We start from the raw sequence: 16,901 nt of genomic DNA, 5'->3' as shown, positions 1-16,901 counted from the left end.
AATTGTTTTAGTCCCTTTCATGTTATATGCTACAATGCATATGATGGAGGGGATTTTTAAGTGGAAGAAATCCAAGTTACATTCTTAAATATGCTCAAAGTTGAAAGGAATTTCTCCGACCATACTTTAAAATCATATCATGATGATTTAGTACAATTTAATCGTTTTTTAGATCAAGAGTTATTAAGCATAAAAAATTTTGAATATAAAGATGCTCGAAATTATTTAAGTTATTTATATTCGCAAAATTTGAAACGTACTACTGTATCAAGGAAGATTTCAACGTTAAGAACTTTCTATGAGTTTTGGATGACACAAGATGAGACAATCATCAATCCTTTTGTTCAACTGGTTCATCCTAAGAAGGAAAACTATTTACCACAGTTTTTTTATGAAGAAGAGATGGAGGCTTTATTTAAAACTGTAGCTCAAGATTCTAAAAAGGGATTACGTGATCGAGTTATTTTAGAATTATTGTATGCAACTGGTATACGTGTTTCAGAACTAGTAAATATACAACTTAAAGATATTGATATGTCTTTACCTGGTGTAAAGGTACTAGGAAAGGGAAACAAAGAGCGATTTGTTCCGTTTGGAGAATTTTGTCGCCAAAGTATTGAACAATATTTAAGTGAATTCAAACCGATACAACATGCCAAACATTCATATTTGTTAGTTAATATGAATGGCGCACCTATAACTGAAAGGGGCGTTAGGTATGTATTAAATGATGTTGTAAAACGTACAGCAGGAGTGACAGAAATTCATCCCCATAAACTTAGACATACGTTTGCAACACACTTACTCAATCAAGGAGCGGATTTGAGAACGGTACAATCTTTATTAGGACATGTAAATCTATCAACCAGTGGACGATATACACATGTATCTAATCAACAATTACGTAAAGTGTATTTAAATGCACATCCTCGAGCGAAAAAGGAGAGTAAATAAATGAGTAAAACATCATTACATGCAACAACGATTTATGCTGTTAGATACAATGGTGAAGCGGCAATGGCTGGTGATGGACAAGTGACACTTGGTGAGCAAGTCATTATGAAACAAACAGCACGTAAGGTTCGTAGATTATACGAAGGGAAAGTGCTTGCTGGATTTGCTGGAAGTGTTGCAGATGCTTTCACATTGTTCGAGAAATTCGAAACAAAGTTACAACAATTTAGTGGTAACTTAGAACGTGCAGCTGTTGAGCTAGCACAAGAATGGCGTGGGGATAAACAACTGCGTCAATTAGAAGCAATGTTAATTGTAATGGACAAAGATGCAATATTAGTGGTGAGCGGAACTGGAGAAGTGATTGCGCCAGATGATGATTTAATTGCAATTGGTTCAGGTGGAAACTACGCATTAAGTGCTGGAAGAGCGTTGAAACGCCATGCTAGTCATTTATCAGCAAAAGAAATGGCTTATGAAAGTTTGAAAGTTGCATCTGACATTTGTGTGTTCACTAATGATAATATTATAGTGGAAACACTTTAACGTTAAACAAATGGAAATGAATATAAATGGACGTATATTAGGTTGGAGGTAAAAGATATGGATGCAAATGGTATAAAATTAACACCTAAAGATATCGTATCTAAATTAAATGAATATATAGTTGGGCAAGATGATGCTAAACGTAAAGTTGCCATTGCGTTAAGAAATCGTTATAGAAGAAGTTTGCTTGACGAAGAAACTAAACAAGAAATCGCGCCTAAGAATATTTTAATGATTGGTCCAACTGGTGTTGGTAAAACGGAAATAGCTAGACGTATGGCTAAGGTTGTTGGCGCCCCATTTATCAAAGTGGAGGCCACTAAGTTTACTGAAGTAGGTTACGTTGGACGAGATGTTGAGAGTATGGTTCGTGATTTAGTGGATGTGGCAGTAAGACTTGTTAAAGATCAAAAGAAAGACTTGGTCAAAGATGAAGCGCTTAATAAAGCAAATGAAAAATTAGTTAAATTATTAGTGCCAAGTATGAAGAAAAAAGCATCAAATAATAACAATCCATTAGAGTCATTATTTGGTGGCGCAATTCCAAACTTTGGTAATAATGATGATGAGGAAGAAGAAACACCAACTGAAGAAATTAAAACGAATCGTTCAGAAATCAAAAAACAATTATTAGATGGTAAACTTGAAGAAGAGAAAGTTAGAATTAAAGTTGAACAAGATCCAGGTGCGCTTGGAATGCTAGGTACTAATCAAAATCAGCAAATGCAAGATATGATGAATCAACTCATGCCTAAACGTAAGGTTGAACGTGAAGTGCCTGTTAAAACAGCGCGTAAGATTTTAGCTGATGATTTCGCGGATGAGTTAATAGACCAAGAGACGGCGAATCAAGAAGCATTAGAGTTGGCAGAACAAATGGGTATTATCTTCATTGATGAAATTGACAAAGTAGCAACGAATAATGCTAATAGTGGTCAAGATGTTTCAAGACAAGGTGTTCAACGAGATATCTTGCCAATCTTAGAAGGTAGCATGATTCAAACTAAGTATGGTACTGTAAATACTGAACATATGCTATTTATTGGTGCGGGGGCATTCCATGTATCTAAACCTAGCGATTTAATACCTGAATTGCAAGGTCGTTTCCCGATTAGAGTAGAATTAGAAAGCTTAACTGTGGATGATTTCTACAGAATATTAACAGAACCTAAACTATCACTTATTAAGCAATATGAGGCACTACTCCAAACTGAAGAGGTCACTGTGAACTTTACCGAGGAAGCGATTACAAGATTGGCTGAAATGGCTTATCAAGTAAACCAAGACACTGATAACATTGGTGCGCGTCGTTTACACACAATCCTAGAAAAAATGCTTGAAGATTTATCATTTGAGGCACCTAGCATGCCAAATGCTGTAGTAGATATAACACCACAATATGTTGATGATAAGTTGAAATCTATTTCAACAAATAAAGATTTAAGTGCATTTATTTTATAATATAAATAAAGGAGAAATTTTATGAGCTTATTATCTAAAACTAGAGAATTAAATACACTATTACAAAAACATAAGGGTATTGCCGTTGACTTTAAGGACGTTGCTCAAACAATTAGTAGCGTTACTGTAACGAACGTATTTATTGTTTCACGTAGAGGTAAAATTTTAGGTTCAAGTTTGAATGAACTTTTAAAGAGTCAAAGAATCAATGACATGTTAGAAAGTAAACATATTCCTAGTGAGTATATTGAACTATTAATGGATGTTAGACAAACTGAATCAAATATTGATATTAATAATGAATTAACAGTATTCCCTCCAGAAGACAAAGAATTATTTAACGACAGTCGTACGACTGTATTTCCTATTCTTGGTGGGGGAGAAAGATTAGGTACATTAGTACTTGGTCGTGTTAAAGATGACTTTAACGAAAATGATTTAGTATTAGGTGAATATGCTGCTACAGTAATTGGAATGGAAATTTTACGTGAGAAGCATAATGAAGTTGAAAAAGAAGCGCGTGATAAAGCAGCTATTACAATGGCTATTAATTCATTATCTTATTCAGAAAAAGAAGCTATTGAGCATATCTTTGAAGAATTAGGTGGTAATGAAGGCTTACTTATTGCTTCTAAAGTAGCAGATAGAGTAGGTATCACACGTTCAGTTATCGTTAACGCATTACGTAAACTTGAAAGTGCTGGTGTAATCGAATCACGATCCTTAGGGATGAAAGGTACCTTTATTAAAGTTAAAAAAGAAAAATTTCTTGAAGAATTAGAACGTAATAAATAATTAGTATTAGCATAATTATTCTAATAAATTGAAGTTTAACTGCTGCGAGGCTAAAACATGTATCTGCAGCAGTTTTTTAATTGCTCGAAATATCGAAAGAGTTACGTATTGACGTAATCAATAAATTAACGTTGCACGGCAATTAAAAGTATGATATTATTATTGTCGGCTATAAAGCCAATACACACATAATAAACGCACATGTAGAGGGTGCAATTCAATCATTGTCTTTATATGAGTTTATTATGGAGGTAAATAACCACTAGGAGGAATTTAAAATGGCAGTAATTTCAATGAAACAATTACTAGAAGCCGGTGTTCACTTCGGTCACCAAACACGCCGTTGGAACCCAAAAATGAAAAAATATATCTTCACTGAAAGAAATGGTATCTATATCATTGACTTACAAAAAACAGTGAAAAAAGTTGAAGAAGCGTATAACTTCATCAAACAAGTATCAGAAGATGGCGGTAGAGTCTTATTCGTTGGTACTAAAAAACAAGCACAAGAATCAGTTAAAGCTGAAGCAGAACGTGCTGGTCAATTCTACGTTAACCAAAGATGGTTAGGCGGAATTTTAACTAACTATAAAACAATTTCTAAACGTATTAAACGTATTTCTGAAATCGAGAAAATGGAAGAAGACGGTTTATTCGACGTTTTACCTAAAAAAGAAGTTGTTGAACTTAAAAAAGAATACGACCGTTTAATCAAATTCTTAGGCGGTATTCGTGATATGAAATCAATGCCTCAAGCATTATTCGTCGTTGACCCTCGTAAAGAGCGCAACGCGATTGCTGAAGCACGTAAATTAAATATTCCAATCGTTGGTATTGTTGACACTAACTGTGATCCAGATGAAATTGATTATGTTATCCCAGCGAACGACGACGCTATTCGTGCCGTTAAATTATTAACTGGTAAAATGGCTGACGCTGTCTTAGAAGGTCAACAAGGTGTTTCTAACGATGAAGTAGCTGCAGAGCAAAACATCAATTTAGATGAAAAAGAAGAATCTCAAGAATCAGAATCAACTGAAGAAAATACTACTGTTGAATCAAACTAAGATATAGTTTAAATGGGTGATAAGATGTAATGCTTATCGCCCTTTTTTCAAATAATAAAAAATAATAATTAAAGTTAACTAGAGTATTGGAAATTATAGTGACTTTAATGGTAATATTTAGGTATCATCTATTATTACAATTAGAAATATTGGAGGAATAATTAATGGCAATTTCAGCAAAACTTGTTAAAGAATTACGTGAAAGAACTGGCGCTGGTATGATGGATTGTAAAAAAGCGCTAACAGAAACTGATGGTGACATCGATAAAGCGATTGATTACTTACGTGAAAAAGGTATCGCTAAAGCAGCTAAAAAAACAGACCGTATTGCAGCTGAAGGTTTAGTACATGTTGAAGTTAAAGGAAACGAAGCTGCTATCGTTGAAATCAACTCTGAAACTGACTTCGTAGCTCGTAATGAAGGCTTCCAAGAATTAGTTAAAGAAATTGCTAATCAAATTCTTGATAGCAAAGCTGAAACAGTAGATGCTTTATTAGAAACTAAATTATCAAGTGGTAAAACAGTTGATGAAAGAATGAAAGAAGCAATCTCAACAATCGGTGAAAAATTAAGCATCCGTCGTTTCGAAATCAGAACTAAATCTGATAACGATGCATTTGGTGCATACTTACACATGGGTGGACGCATTGGTGTGTTAACTGTAGTTGAAGGTTCTACTGATGAAGAAGCTGCTAAAGATGTAGCAATGCACATCGCAGCTATCAATCCAAAATATGTTTCTTCTGAACAAGTTAAAGAAGAAGAAATCAACCACGAAAAAGAAGTATTAAAACAACAAGCATTAAATGAAGGTAAACCAGAAAAAATCGTTGAAAAAATGGTTGAAGGTCGTTTACGTAAATATCTTCAAGAAATTTGTGCAGTTGATCAAAACTTTGTTAAAGATCCAGATCAAACAGTTGAAGCTTTCTTAAAATCTAAAGGTGGTAAACTTGTTGACTTCGTTCGCTATGAAGTAGGCGAAGGTATGGAAAAACGTGAAGAAAACTTCGCAGATGAAGTTAAAGGTCAAATGAAATAATCTGTCGACAGGATTTACAAGAAAGAAGACACCTTTGAGGTTTTCTATTATAAAGTCATACTTTATGTTAGAAGGCGCGTCAGTGTCTTCTTTACTTGTATATATTACATATTTTTACAATAGAGAGGAAAAAACAATGGCGCAAACTTCTAAATATAAACGTGTAGTATTAAAACTTAGTGGTGAGGCACTCGCAGGAGACAAAGGTTTTGGTATTAATCCAATCATTATTAAAAGTGTAGCACAGCAAGTAGCTGAAGTTGCTAAGATGGATTGTGAAATCGCAGTTATCGTTGGTGGCGGTAATATTTGGAGAGGGAAAACTGGTAGTGACTTAGGTATGGACCGTGGTACAGCGGATTACATGGGTATGCTTGCTACAGTTATGAACGCTCTTGCACTTCAAGACAGTTTAGAACAATTAGAATGTGACACTCGCGTGTTAACTTCTATTGAAATGAAACAAGTAGCTGAACCTTATATTCGTCGACGAGCTATTAGACATTTAGAGAAGAAACGTGTTGTAATTTTCGCAGCAGGTATTGGCAATCCTTACTTCTCTACAGATACAACTGCAGCGTTACGTGCAGCAGAAGTCGAAGCCGATGTTATTTTAATGGGTAAAAATAATGTTGATGGTGTATATTCAGCAGACCCTAAAGTAGATAAGAATGCGGTTAAGTATGATCACTTAACACATATCCAAATGTTACAAGAAGGATTACAAGTGATGGATTCAACAGCTTCATCATTCTGCATGGATAATAATATTCCATTAAATGTATTCTCAATTATGGAAGAAGGAAATATTAAACGTGCAGTTATGGGCGAGAAAATAGGTACATTAATAACTAAATAATTAGAGGTGTAATTAGTATGAGTGACATTATTCAAGACACTAAAGCTAGAATGAGTAAATCTATCGATAATTTATCACGTGAATTAGCAAATATCAGTGCTGGAAGAGCAAATTCAAATTTATTAAGTGGCGTAACAGTTGATTATTATGGAGCTCCAACTCCAGTTCAACAATTAGCTAGTATCAATGTGCCAGAAGCACGTTTATTAGTTATTTCTCCATATGATAAAACTTCAGTGGCTGATATCGAAAAAGCAATTAACGCTGCGAACTTAGGTGTAAATCCTACAAGTGATGGCGAAGTTATTCGTATCACAATTCCTGCTTTAACTGAAGAACGTCGTAAAGAGTTAGTGAAAAATGTTAAGAAAATTGGTGAAGATGCGAAAGTTTCAATTCGAAACATTCGTCGCGATATTAACGACCAATTGAAAAAAGATGAAAAAAATGGAGACATTACTGAAGACGACTTAAGAAGTCAAACAGAAGATGTACAAAAAGCAACTGATAATTCTATTAAGGAAATTGATCAATTAGTAGAAGACAAAGAAAAAGACATTATGTCTGTTTAATGAGTTCGACAATAAATTAATTCATTTAATAATGTGTAAGTTGTATTTAAAGCGTACTTTATACATTACTATAAATTATTTTAGTCTAAACTGTGCCAATTCAGACTTTGGTACAGTTTTTTCATTTGCTTATTCAATGCCATTATCGAGTATGATAAAATGATAGATGATTTCTTAAATAACTAATATAATATAATAGAGATGATCAGGCTCGGAGGAAAGACCATGTTTAAAAAGCTAATAAAAAGAAATAAGACTAAAATCAGTCAGAACGATGATTTAGATTTACATAATTTACCTGAACATGTAGCGATTATCATGGATGGCAATGGACGTTGGGCCAAAAAGCGTAAAATGCCTAGAATAAAAGGTCACTATGAAGGTATGCAAACGATTAAAACGGTAACGCGAGAAGCAAGTGATTTGGGCATTAAATACTTAACCTTATACGCTTTTTCAACTGAAAACTGGTCTAGACCTGAAAATGAAGTGAATTATATCATGAATTTGCCTGTAAATTTTTTGAAAACATTCTTACCAGAACTCATTGAAAAAAATGTTCAAATTGAAACAATTGGATTTCTGGAAGCCGTTCCTAAATCGACGATAGAAGCGATTGAACACGCAAAAGAAAAAACTAAAAATAATACAGGATTAAAATTGATATTTGCTATTAATTACGGTGGACGTGCTGAAATTGTACAAAGTATGAAATCAATTTATGATGAACTTCAACATAACGGTCAAGGCAGTAAAGATATTGACGAATCAATGATAACCAAGCATTTAATGACACATTCATACCCAGATCCTGAATTATTAATTCGTACTTCTGGCGAACAACGTATTAGTAATTTCCTTATTTGGCAGTCTTCTTATAGTGAATTTATATTCAATGAGAAATTATGGCCAGACTTTGACGGTGAAGAATTTAAAAATTGTTTAAAAATATATCAATCTCGCCAAAGACGCTTTGGAGGGTTAAGTAAGGAGTAGCGTATGAAAGTTAGAACTTTAACCGCAATTATTGCTTTGATAATATTTCTCCCAATTTTATTAATGGGTGGAACAACACTCATGTTGTTTGCGTACTTACTCGCTTTAATTGCTTTAAAAGAACTCTTAAATATGAATATGATTAAATTACTTTCAGTCCCTGGCATTTTTAGTGCATTAGCATTAATCATTATTATGTTGCCTCAATCAGCAGGTGACTGGGTTAGTGATATTCAGTTAAAAAGTTTAATCGCAATGAGTTTTATTTTATTAAGTTATACTGTATTGTCTAAGAATAGATTTAGTTTTATGGACGCAGCATTTTGTCTGATGTCAGTTGCATACGTAGGCATTGGATTTATGTATTTCTATGCAACACGTTCAGATGGTTTACATTACATACTTTATGCATTTTTAGTGGTATGGTTAACTGATACAGGGGCTTATATTTTCGGTCGTTTGATGGGGAAACATAAATTGTGGCCAGTGATCAGTCCAAATAAAACAATCGAAGGCTTTATTGGTGGCTTAATTTGTAGTTTAATAGTACCAATTGTTATGTTATGGTTTGTTGATTTTAATTTAAACATTTGGTTACTATTATTAGTAACAATCATCTTAAGTATTTTTGGTCAACTAGGTGATTTAGTTGAATCAGGATTTAAACGTCATTTTGGTGTTAAAGATTCTGGACGAATTTTACCAGGTCATGGCGGCATATTAGACCGCTTTGATAGCTTTATGTTTGTTTTACCATTACTCAACATTTTATTAATACAAATGTAGTATGATTTTAATGTTTTATTTATATATGAAAAATGTATAGTGCTATAATTGAGGAGTTATTGAGTGCACATTTGACTAGATATAGTAGATGATGTAATTCTTAACTCCTTTTATTAAAAGTAAAATTCTTGAATAATTTAACTAAATCATAGATAATCTACATCATTCTTATGAATAAAGTAGAAAATTAATTTAATTGAGGTGTAACACGTGAGTTATTTAATCACTATTGTCTCATTTATAATCGTGTTTGGTGTACTGGTTACAGTACATGAATATGGTCACATGTTCTTTGCTAAGCGTGCTGGAATAATGTGTCCTGAATTTGCGATAGGTATGGGACCCAAAATCTTTAGTTTCCGAAAGAATGAAACGTTATACACAATCCGTCTATTACCAGTCGGTGGATATGTAAGAATGGCTGGGGATGGTTTAGAAGAACCGCCAGTTGAACCAGGCATGAATGTTAAAGTTAAGCTTAATGATAAAGATGAAATTACGCATATTATTTTAGATGATCAACATAAATTTCAAAAAATAGAAGCAATCGAAGTCAAAAAATGTGACTTTAAAGAAGATTTATATATAGAAGGTATTACATCATATGACAATGAGCGCCATCACTTTAACATTGCTGAGAAGGCCTATTTCGTTGAAAATGGAAGCTTAATCCAAATTGCACCACGCCATCGCCAATTTGCACACAAGAAACCATTACCAAAATTTTTAACATTATTTGCAGGCCCTTTGTTTAACTTTATATTGGCTTTGGTTTTATTTATTGCATTAGCTTATTTCCAAGGTACACCTACTACTTCAGTAGCGCAATTAGCTGATAACTACCCTGCACAACAAGCAGGATTAAAAGCTGGGGATAAAATTGTTCAAGTAGGTCCATATAAAACAAAGGATTTTGACGATATACAATCTGCTGCGAATAAAATTAAAGATAACAAAACAACGATAAAATTTGAAAGAGATAATCAAATCAAGTCAGTTGATATAACACCTAAGAAACAAGTAATTAAACAAACAAAATTAAATTCTGAAACGACATACATTTTAGGCTTCCAGCCGGAAAAAGAACATACATTAATTAAACCAATAGCTTTAGGGTTTGATCAGTTTGTAAGTGCGAGTACGTTAATATTTAAAGCAGTAGGCACAATGATTGCAAGTATATTTACTGGTCAATTTTCTTTAGACATGTTAAATGGTCCAGTGGGTATTTATCATAATGTCGATTCTGTTGTGAAACAGGGTGTTATTGCATTAACGTATTACACTGCACTGTTAAGTGTTAACTTAGGTATAATGAACTTGTTACCAATCCCAGCACTTGATGGTGGTCGAATCTTATTCGTACTTTATGAAGCCATCTTTAGAAGACCAGTGAATAAGAAAGCTGAAACAATGATAATAGCAGCTGGTGCTATATTTGTCTTAATTATCATGGTTCTAGTAACTTGGAACGACATACAACGTTATTTCTTATAAATTAAGGAGGAGTAAGTGATGAAACAATCGAAAGTTTTCATTCCAACAATGAGAGATGTACCTGCTGAAGCAGAAGCATTAAGTCATCAATTATTATTAAAAGCAGGGTTAATTAAACAAAGCACAAGTGGTATTTATAGCTATTTGCCACTCGCTTCTCGTGTCTTAAATAATATTTCTAAAATTATTCGTGAAGAAATGGAACGTATAGATGCTGTTGAAATTTTAATGCCTGCGCTTCAACAAGCAGAACTTTGGGAAGAGTCAGGTCGTTGGGGTGCCTATGGTCCAGAACTTATGCGATTAAAAGACCGTAATGGTCGTGAATTTGCACTAGGACCAACGCATGAGGAAGTAGTCACTTCTATCGTGAGAGATGAACTTAAGTCATATAAACAATTACCATTATCTTTATTCCAAATTCAGTCTAAATACCGTGATGAAAAGCGTCCACGTTTCGGGTTATTACGTGGTAGAGAGTTTATTATGAAAGATGCTTATTCATTCCATGCTGATGAAGCATCACTTGATGATACGTATCAAGATATGTACAACGCTTACGGTCGTATATTCAAACGCGTTGGTATTAATGCGCGTCCAGTAGTTGCAGATTCAGGTGCGATTGGCGGTAATCATACACATGAATTTATGGCGCTAAGTGAAATTGGTGAAGATACGATTGTTTATAGTGAACATAGTGATTATGCAGCTAACATTGAAAAAGCTGAAGTTGCATATTATCCAAATGAAAAACATACTGAAGTTGCACCACTTGAAAAGATTGAAACACCTAATGTTAAAACTGCTCAAGAATTAGCAGACTTTTTAAATCGTCCATTGGATGAAATTGTGAAAACGATGATATTCAAAATTGATGGTGAATTTATCATGTTCTTAATCAGAGGTCACCATGAGTTAAATGATGTCAAAGTTAAAGCGTACTTCGGAACAGATCATGTTGAGATGGCAACTGAAGATGAAATTATTAATTTATTAAGTGCAAGTCCAGGATCATTAGGACCAATTCATGATAAAGAAATTAAAATTTACGCTGATAATTTTGTTAAAGATTTAAATAATTTAGTTGTAGGTGCAAATGAAAATGGCTACCATTATGTAAATGCCAATAATGGACGCGACTTTAATGTTGATGAATATGGTGATTTCCGCTTTATCTTAGAAGGTGAACCATTAAGTGATGGCTCTGGTGACGCGAAATTTGCTGAAGGTATTGAAGTTGGTCAAGTATTCAAATTGGGAACAAAATACTCAGAAGCAATGAACGCAACATTCTTAGATAATCAAGGTAAAGCTAAACCATTAATCATGGGATGTTACGGTATTGGTGTATCAAGAACATTAAGTGCTATTGTCGAACAAAATAATGACGAAAATGGTATTATTTGGCCAAAATCAGTAACACCGTTTGATTTACACTTAATAACAATAAATCCTAAAAAAGATGAACAACTTGAATTAGGTAATCAATTGTATGAAACATTGCAACAACAATATGATGTACTTTATGATGACCGTAAAGATCGTGCAGGCGTTAAATTCAACGATGCAGATTTAATTGGTTTACCTATACGAATTGTCGTAGGTAAAAATGCGAGTGATGGTATCGTCGAAGTCAAAGTGCGTCAAACTGGTGAGAGTGAAGATGTTCATATAAATGATTTAATTGACTATATCGCTACATTATACAGTCAATTATAATATGGTGAACGCTTAGACGTATGATTTAAGCGTCTAAGTCATTACTGAGTTAATATAGCAATCAATGCACTAATCGAAATGAGGTTAAGACAATTTCATAGTTGTCTAAGCCTCTTTTTTATTAAAAGAATTAAACGCAGCAAATGAAATGCATCACTCAAAGTAGTATAATAGATATCAAGTTTGTAGTTAGAACATAACACTTTACGTTAAAACAAAATTGAGAAAAGAGTTAAATATAAGGGTGGTTATCTGTCATGGCAATGACGAATCAAGAAAAATTTAAAGTACTTGCGGACCAAATTAAAGTTTCCAATCAACTTGATCAAACAATTATTGAACAAGGTGAATTAACGCGAGTAGATGTGTCAAATAAAAATAGAACGTGGGAATTTCAAATTACATTGCCATATTTTCTATCACACGAAGATTATTTAATTTTTACAAATGCAATTACTGAAGAATTTAAAGACATTGCCAAAGTTGATTGGCATTTTACAATTCAAGATACAAGTAACCAAGATGAACATGCCATTAAATATTTTGGTCATTGTATTGAACACACTGCACTATCGCCTAAAGTGAAAGGTCAGCTTAAACAGAAACGTTTAATTATGTCAGGCAATGTGCTCAAAGTAATGACCTCAAATGACATCGAAAGAAATCACTTTGATAAAGTATGTAATGGTAGCTTAGTAAAAGCATTTCGTAAATGTGGTTTTGATATAGATAAAGTCGTATTTGAAACAGATGACTCAAGTTCTTATGATGATTTAGCCTCACTTGAAGCGCATATTCAAGAGGAGGATGAGAAGAGTGCGCGTGAAGCTACCGAAAAAATCGAAAAAATGAAAGCTGAGAAAGCGAAACAACAAGATAATAACGAAAGCAATGTTGAAAAATGCCAAATTGGTAAACCAATACAAGTTGAAAATATTAAACCTATTGAGTCAATTATTGAAGAAGAATTCAAAGTTGCAATTGAGGGTGTTATATTTGATATTAACCTTAAAGAATTGAAGAGTGGCCGTCACATTGTTGAATTAAAAGTGACAGACTATACGGACTCTTTAGTGCTTAAAATGTTTACACGAAAAAATAAAGACGATTTAGATCACTTTAAGGCACTTAGTGTTGGTAAATGGGTTCGTGCTCAAGGACGTATTGAAGAAGACACATTTGTCAGAGATTTGGTTATGATGATGTCTGATATTGAAGAAATCAAAAAGGCGCCAAAGCAAGATAAAGCAGAAGAAAAACGAGTAGAATTCCATTTGCATACATCAATGAGCCAAATGGATGGCATTCCTAACATAAGTGCGTATGTTGATCAAGCTGCTAAATGGGGACATAAAGCGATAGCAGTTACTGACCATAATGTCGTGCAAGCATTTCCCGATGCGCATGGCGCAGCTGAAAAAAACGGCATCAAAATGATTTATGGTATGGAAGGTATGCTTGTAGACGATGGAGTACCTATTGCTTATAAACCTACAGACCGAGATCTTAAAGAAGCTACATATGTCGTGTTTGATGTTGAAACGACAGGACTGTCAAACCAATATGACCAAATTATAGAATTGGCTGCTGTTAAAGTAAAAGATGGAGAAATTATTGATAAATTTGAACGTTTCAGTAATCCACATGAGAAATTATCAGAAACGATTATAAATTTAACGCATATTACTGATGATATGTTAACAGATGCGCCTGAAATTGATGAAGTACTAACAGAATTTAAAACGTGGGTTGGCGACGCTATATTTGTAGCGCATAATGCATCATTCGATATGGGCTTCATCGACACAGGATATGAAAGACTTGGGTTTGGCCCATCAACGAATGGTGTCATTGATACATTAGAATTATCACGTACGATTAATACTGAATATGGTAAACACGGTTTAAACTTTTTAGCTAAAAAATATGGTGTAGAACTAACACAGCACCATAGAGCCATTTATGATACTGAAGCTACGGCATATATTTTCATTAAAATGGTCCAACAAATGAAAGAATTAGGCGTAACAAACCACAAAGACATCAACCAAAAACTATCGAATGAGGATGCATATAAACGTGCACGACCAACACATGTAACATTAATTGTTCAAACACAAGAAGGTCTAAAAAACTTATTTAAGATTGTAAGTGCTTCTTTAGTTAAATATTACTATCGTACACCAAGAATTCCACGATCATTATTAAATGAATATCGTGAAGGTATCTTGGTAGGAACTGCATGTGATGAAGGTGAATTATTCACGGCTGTTATGCAAAGAGATCAGTCAGAAGTTGAAAAAATTGCTAAGTATTATGACTTTATTGAAGTCCAACCACCAAAACTTTATCAAGATTTGATTGATAGAGAGCTGATTAGAGATACAGAAACACTATACGAAATCTATGACCGTATCTTGAAAGCTGGAGAAAGTACTGGTATTCCTGTTTTAGCAACAGGTAACGCACATTATTTATATGAGCATGATGCCATTGCACGTAAAATATTGATTGCCTCACAACCCGGTAATCCTTTAAATCGCTCAACATTACCTGAAGCACATTTTAGAACAACAGATGAGATGCTAGATGAGTTCCACTTCTTAGGTGAAGAAAAAGCACACGAAATTGTAGTTAAAAACACCAATGACTTAGCAGACCGAATAGATAAAGTTATTCCGATTAAAGATCAGCTATTCACACCACGCATGGATGGTGCGAATGAAGAAATACGTGAATTAAGCTATACAAATGCTAAAAAATTATATGGTGAGGATTTACCACAAATTGTAATTGATCGACTTGAAAAAGAACTTGCAAGTATTATCGGGAATGGATTCTCAGTTATTTATTTGATCTCTCAACGTCTTGTGAAAAAATCATTGGATGATGGTTATTTAGTAGGTTCACGTGGTTCGGTAGGCTCAAGTTTTGTGGCGACGATGACAGAAATTACTGAAGTTAATCCGCTCCCACCTCACTACATTTGCCCTAATTGTAAAACAAGTGAGTTCTTTGATGATGGTTCTGTAGGTTCAGGATTTGATTTACCTGATAAAAAATGTAGTACTTGTGGTGCCGATCTTATCAAAGAAGGGCAAGATATTCCGTTCGAAACGTTCTTAGGATTTAAAGGGGATAAAGTACCTGATATTGACTTGAACTTTAGTGGTGAATATCAACCTAACGCACATAACTACACTAAAGTGCTGTTCGGAGAAGACAAGGTATTCCGTGCTGGAACAATAGGTACTGTTGCTGAAAAAACAGCGTTTGGTTATGTTAAAGGTTATTTAAATGATCAAGGTATCCACAAACGTGGTGCTGAAATCGATCGCCTTGTTAAAGGATGTACAGGTGTCAAACGTACAACCGGTCAACACCCTGGTGGTATTATTGTTGTTCCGGATTATATGGACATTTATGATTTCACGCCAATCCAATTTCCAGCAGATGATCAAAGTGCTTCTTGGATGACGACACATTTTGACTTCCATTCTATCCACGATAATGTGTTGAAACTAGATATACTTGGACACGATGATCCTACAATGATTCGTATGCTACAAGATTTATCTGGTATAGATCCAAAGACCATTCCGGTCGATGATAAAGAAACGATGCAAATCTTTAGTAGTCCGGAATCATTGGGTGTAACTGAAGAAGATATTCTTTGTAAGACAGGGACATTTGGTGTGCCTGAATTTGGAACAGGGTTTGTTCGACAAATGCTGGAAGATACTAAGCCAACGACGTTTTCAGAATTAGTTCAAATCTCAGGATTATCTCATGGTACCGATGTATGGTTAGGTAATGCACAAGAATTAATCCGAACAGGTATTTGTGATTTATCAAGCGTTATAGGCTGTCGTGACGATATAATGGTTTATTTAATGTATGCAGGATTAGAACCTTCTATGGCCTTCAAAACGATGGAGTCAGTGCGAAAAGGTAAAGGGTTAACTGATGAAATGATAGACGCTATGAAAGAGAATGATGTACCAGACTGGTATTTAGATTCTTGCTTGAAAATTAAATACATGTTCCCTAAAGCCCATGCGGCTGCATATGTATTAATGGCAGTGAGAATTGCATACTTTAAAGTGCATCATCCACTTTATTATTACGCAGCATACTTTACAATTCGTGCTTCAGACTTTGATTTGATTACAATGATTAAAGATAAAGAAAGTATTAAGAATACAGTGAAAGATATGTATTCTAGATACATGGACCTCGGTAAAAAAGAGAAAGATGTGCTTACTGTGTTAGAAATCATGAATGAAATGGCGCACCGTGGTTTCCGTATGCAACCGATTAGTCTCGAGAAAAGTCAGGCATTTGACTTTATTATTGAAGGAGATACGTTAATCCCTCCATTTATTTCTGTGCCTGGACTTGGAGAGAATGTTGCTAAACGTATTGTAGAAGCACGAGAAGATGGTCCTTTCTTATCTAAAGAAGATTTAAATAAGAAAGCTGGATTATCTCAAAAAATCATCGAGTACCTTGATGATTTAGGTTCGTTACCTGACCTACCAGACAAAGCACAGTTATCTATCTTTGATATGTAAACGAACTTATGTTGTGAACATTTGATTTCATT

Annotated in this window: 13 protein-coding genes; all 13 read left to right on the top strand. The window is 34.1% G+C overall.

What is annotated here, in order from left to right; all coding sequences use genetic code 11:
* Window positions 1-90: 90 nt before the first annotated feature.
* The 13 genes from xerC (at window position 91) to JVV30_RS00310 (ending at window position 16,869) form a co-directional block, all read left to right on the top strand.
* Window positions 91-954, top strand: a complete 864-nt coding sequence (gene xerC, locus JVV30_RS00370; protein WP_239469276.1) for a tyrosine recombinase XerC — start codon at window positions 91-93, stop codon at window positions 952-954.
* On the top strand, window positions 955-1,500 hold the full coding sequence (gene hslV, locus JVV30_RS00365) for an ATP-dependent protease subunit HslV (protein ID WP_204192912.1): 546 nt from the start codon (window positions 955-957) through the stop codon (window positions 1,498-1,500).
* Window positions 1,501-1,557: 57 nt separating this feature from the next.
* Entirely contained in the window at window positions 1,558-2,961 is a 1,404-nt protein-coding gene (gene hslU, locus JVV30_RS00360) for an ATP-dependent protease ATPase subunit HslU (protein ID WP_204192910.1), read from the top strand.
* 21 nt (window positions 2,962-2,982) lie between these two features.
* Window positions 2,983-3,756 (top strand): GTP-sensing pleiotropic transcriptional regulator CodY, encoded by a 774-nt coding sequence (gene codY / locus JVV30_RS00355; RefSeq protein WP_070855523.1) that lies wholly within the window; start codon window positions 2,983-2,985, stop codon window positions 3,754-3,756.
* 278 nt (window positions 3,757-4,034) lie between these two features.
* Complete coding sequence (gene rpsB, locus JVV30_RS00350; RefSeq protein ID WP_070855525.1) at window positions 4,035-4,823, top strand: 30S ribosomal protein S2; 789 nt, start codon at window positions 4,035-4,037, stop codon at window positions 4,821-4,823.
* A 164-nt stretch (window positions 4,824-4,987) separates the two neighbouring features.
* Window positions 4,988-5,866 (top strand): translation elongation factor Ts, encoded by an 879-nt coding sequence (tsf, locus tag JVV30_RS00345; RefSeq protein ID WP_204192908.1) that lies wholly within the window; start codon window positions 4,988-4,990, stop codon window positions 5,864-5,866.
* Window positions 5,867-6,002: 136 nt separating this feature from the next.
* Complete coding sequence (pyrH, locus tag JVV30_RS00340; protein ID WP_053029298.1) at window positions 6,003-6,725, top strand: UMP kinase; 723 nt, start codon at window positions 6,003-6,005, stop codon at window positions 6,723-6,725.
* Window positions 6,726-6,742: 17 nt separating this feature from the next.
* A complete protein-coding gene (frr, locus tag JVV30_RS00335) occupies window positions 6,743-7,297 on the top strand; it encodes a ribosome recycling factor (RefSeq protein ID WP_070855527.1) in 555 nt (184 codons plus the stop codon).
* 225 nt (window positions 7,298-7,522) lie between these two features.
* Complete coding sequence (locus tag JVV30_RS00330; RefSeq protein WP_070855529.1) at window positions 7,523-8,293, top strand: isoprenyl transferase; 771 nt, start codon at window positions 7,523-7,525, stop codon at window positions 8,291-8,293.
* 3 nt (window positions 8,294-8,296) lie between these two features.
* Entirely contained in the window at window positions 8,297-9,079 is a 783-nt protein-coding gene (locus tag JVV30_RS00325; RefSeq protein ID WP_053029303.1) for a phosphatidate cytidylyltransferase, read from the top strand.
* 210 nt (window positions 9,080-9,289) lie between these two features.
* Complete coding sequence (gene rseP / locus JVV30_RS00320) at window positions 9,290-10,576, top strand: RIP metalloprotease RseP (protein WP_070855531.1); 1,287 nt, start codon at window positions 9,290-9,292, stop codon at window positions 10,574-10,576.
* Between the two features lie 18 nt (window positions 10,577-10,594).
* Window positions 10,595-12,295, top strand: coding sequence for a proline--tRNA ligase (locus JVV30_RS00315; protein ID WP_070855534.1), 1,701 nt, complete (start codon window positions 10,595-10,597; stop codon window positions 12,293-12,295).
* Between the two features lie 257 nt (window positions 12,296-12,552).
* The gene (locus JVV30_RS00310; protein ID WP_204192906.1) at window positions 12,553-16,869 is read left to right on the top strand and encodes a PolC-type DNA polymerase III; all 4,317 of its coding nucleotides are present in this window, start codon (window positions 12,553-12,555) and stop codon (window positions 16,867-16,869) included.
* The last annotated feature ends 32 nt before the right edge of the window (window positions 16,870-16,901 follow it).

The organism is Staphylococcus sp. GDY8P47P, from assembly GCF_016892225.1.
Taxonomy (GTDB): Bacteria; Bacillota; Bacilli; order Staphylococcales; family Staphylococcaceae; genus Staphylococcus; species Staphylococcus borealis.
This window is presented reverse-complemented; position numbering and strand designations above follow the sequence as displayed.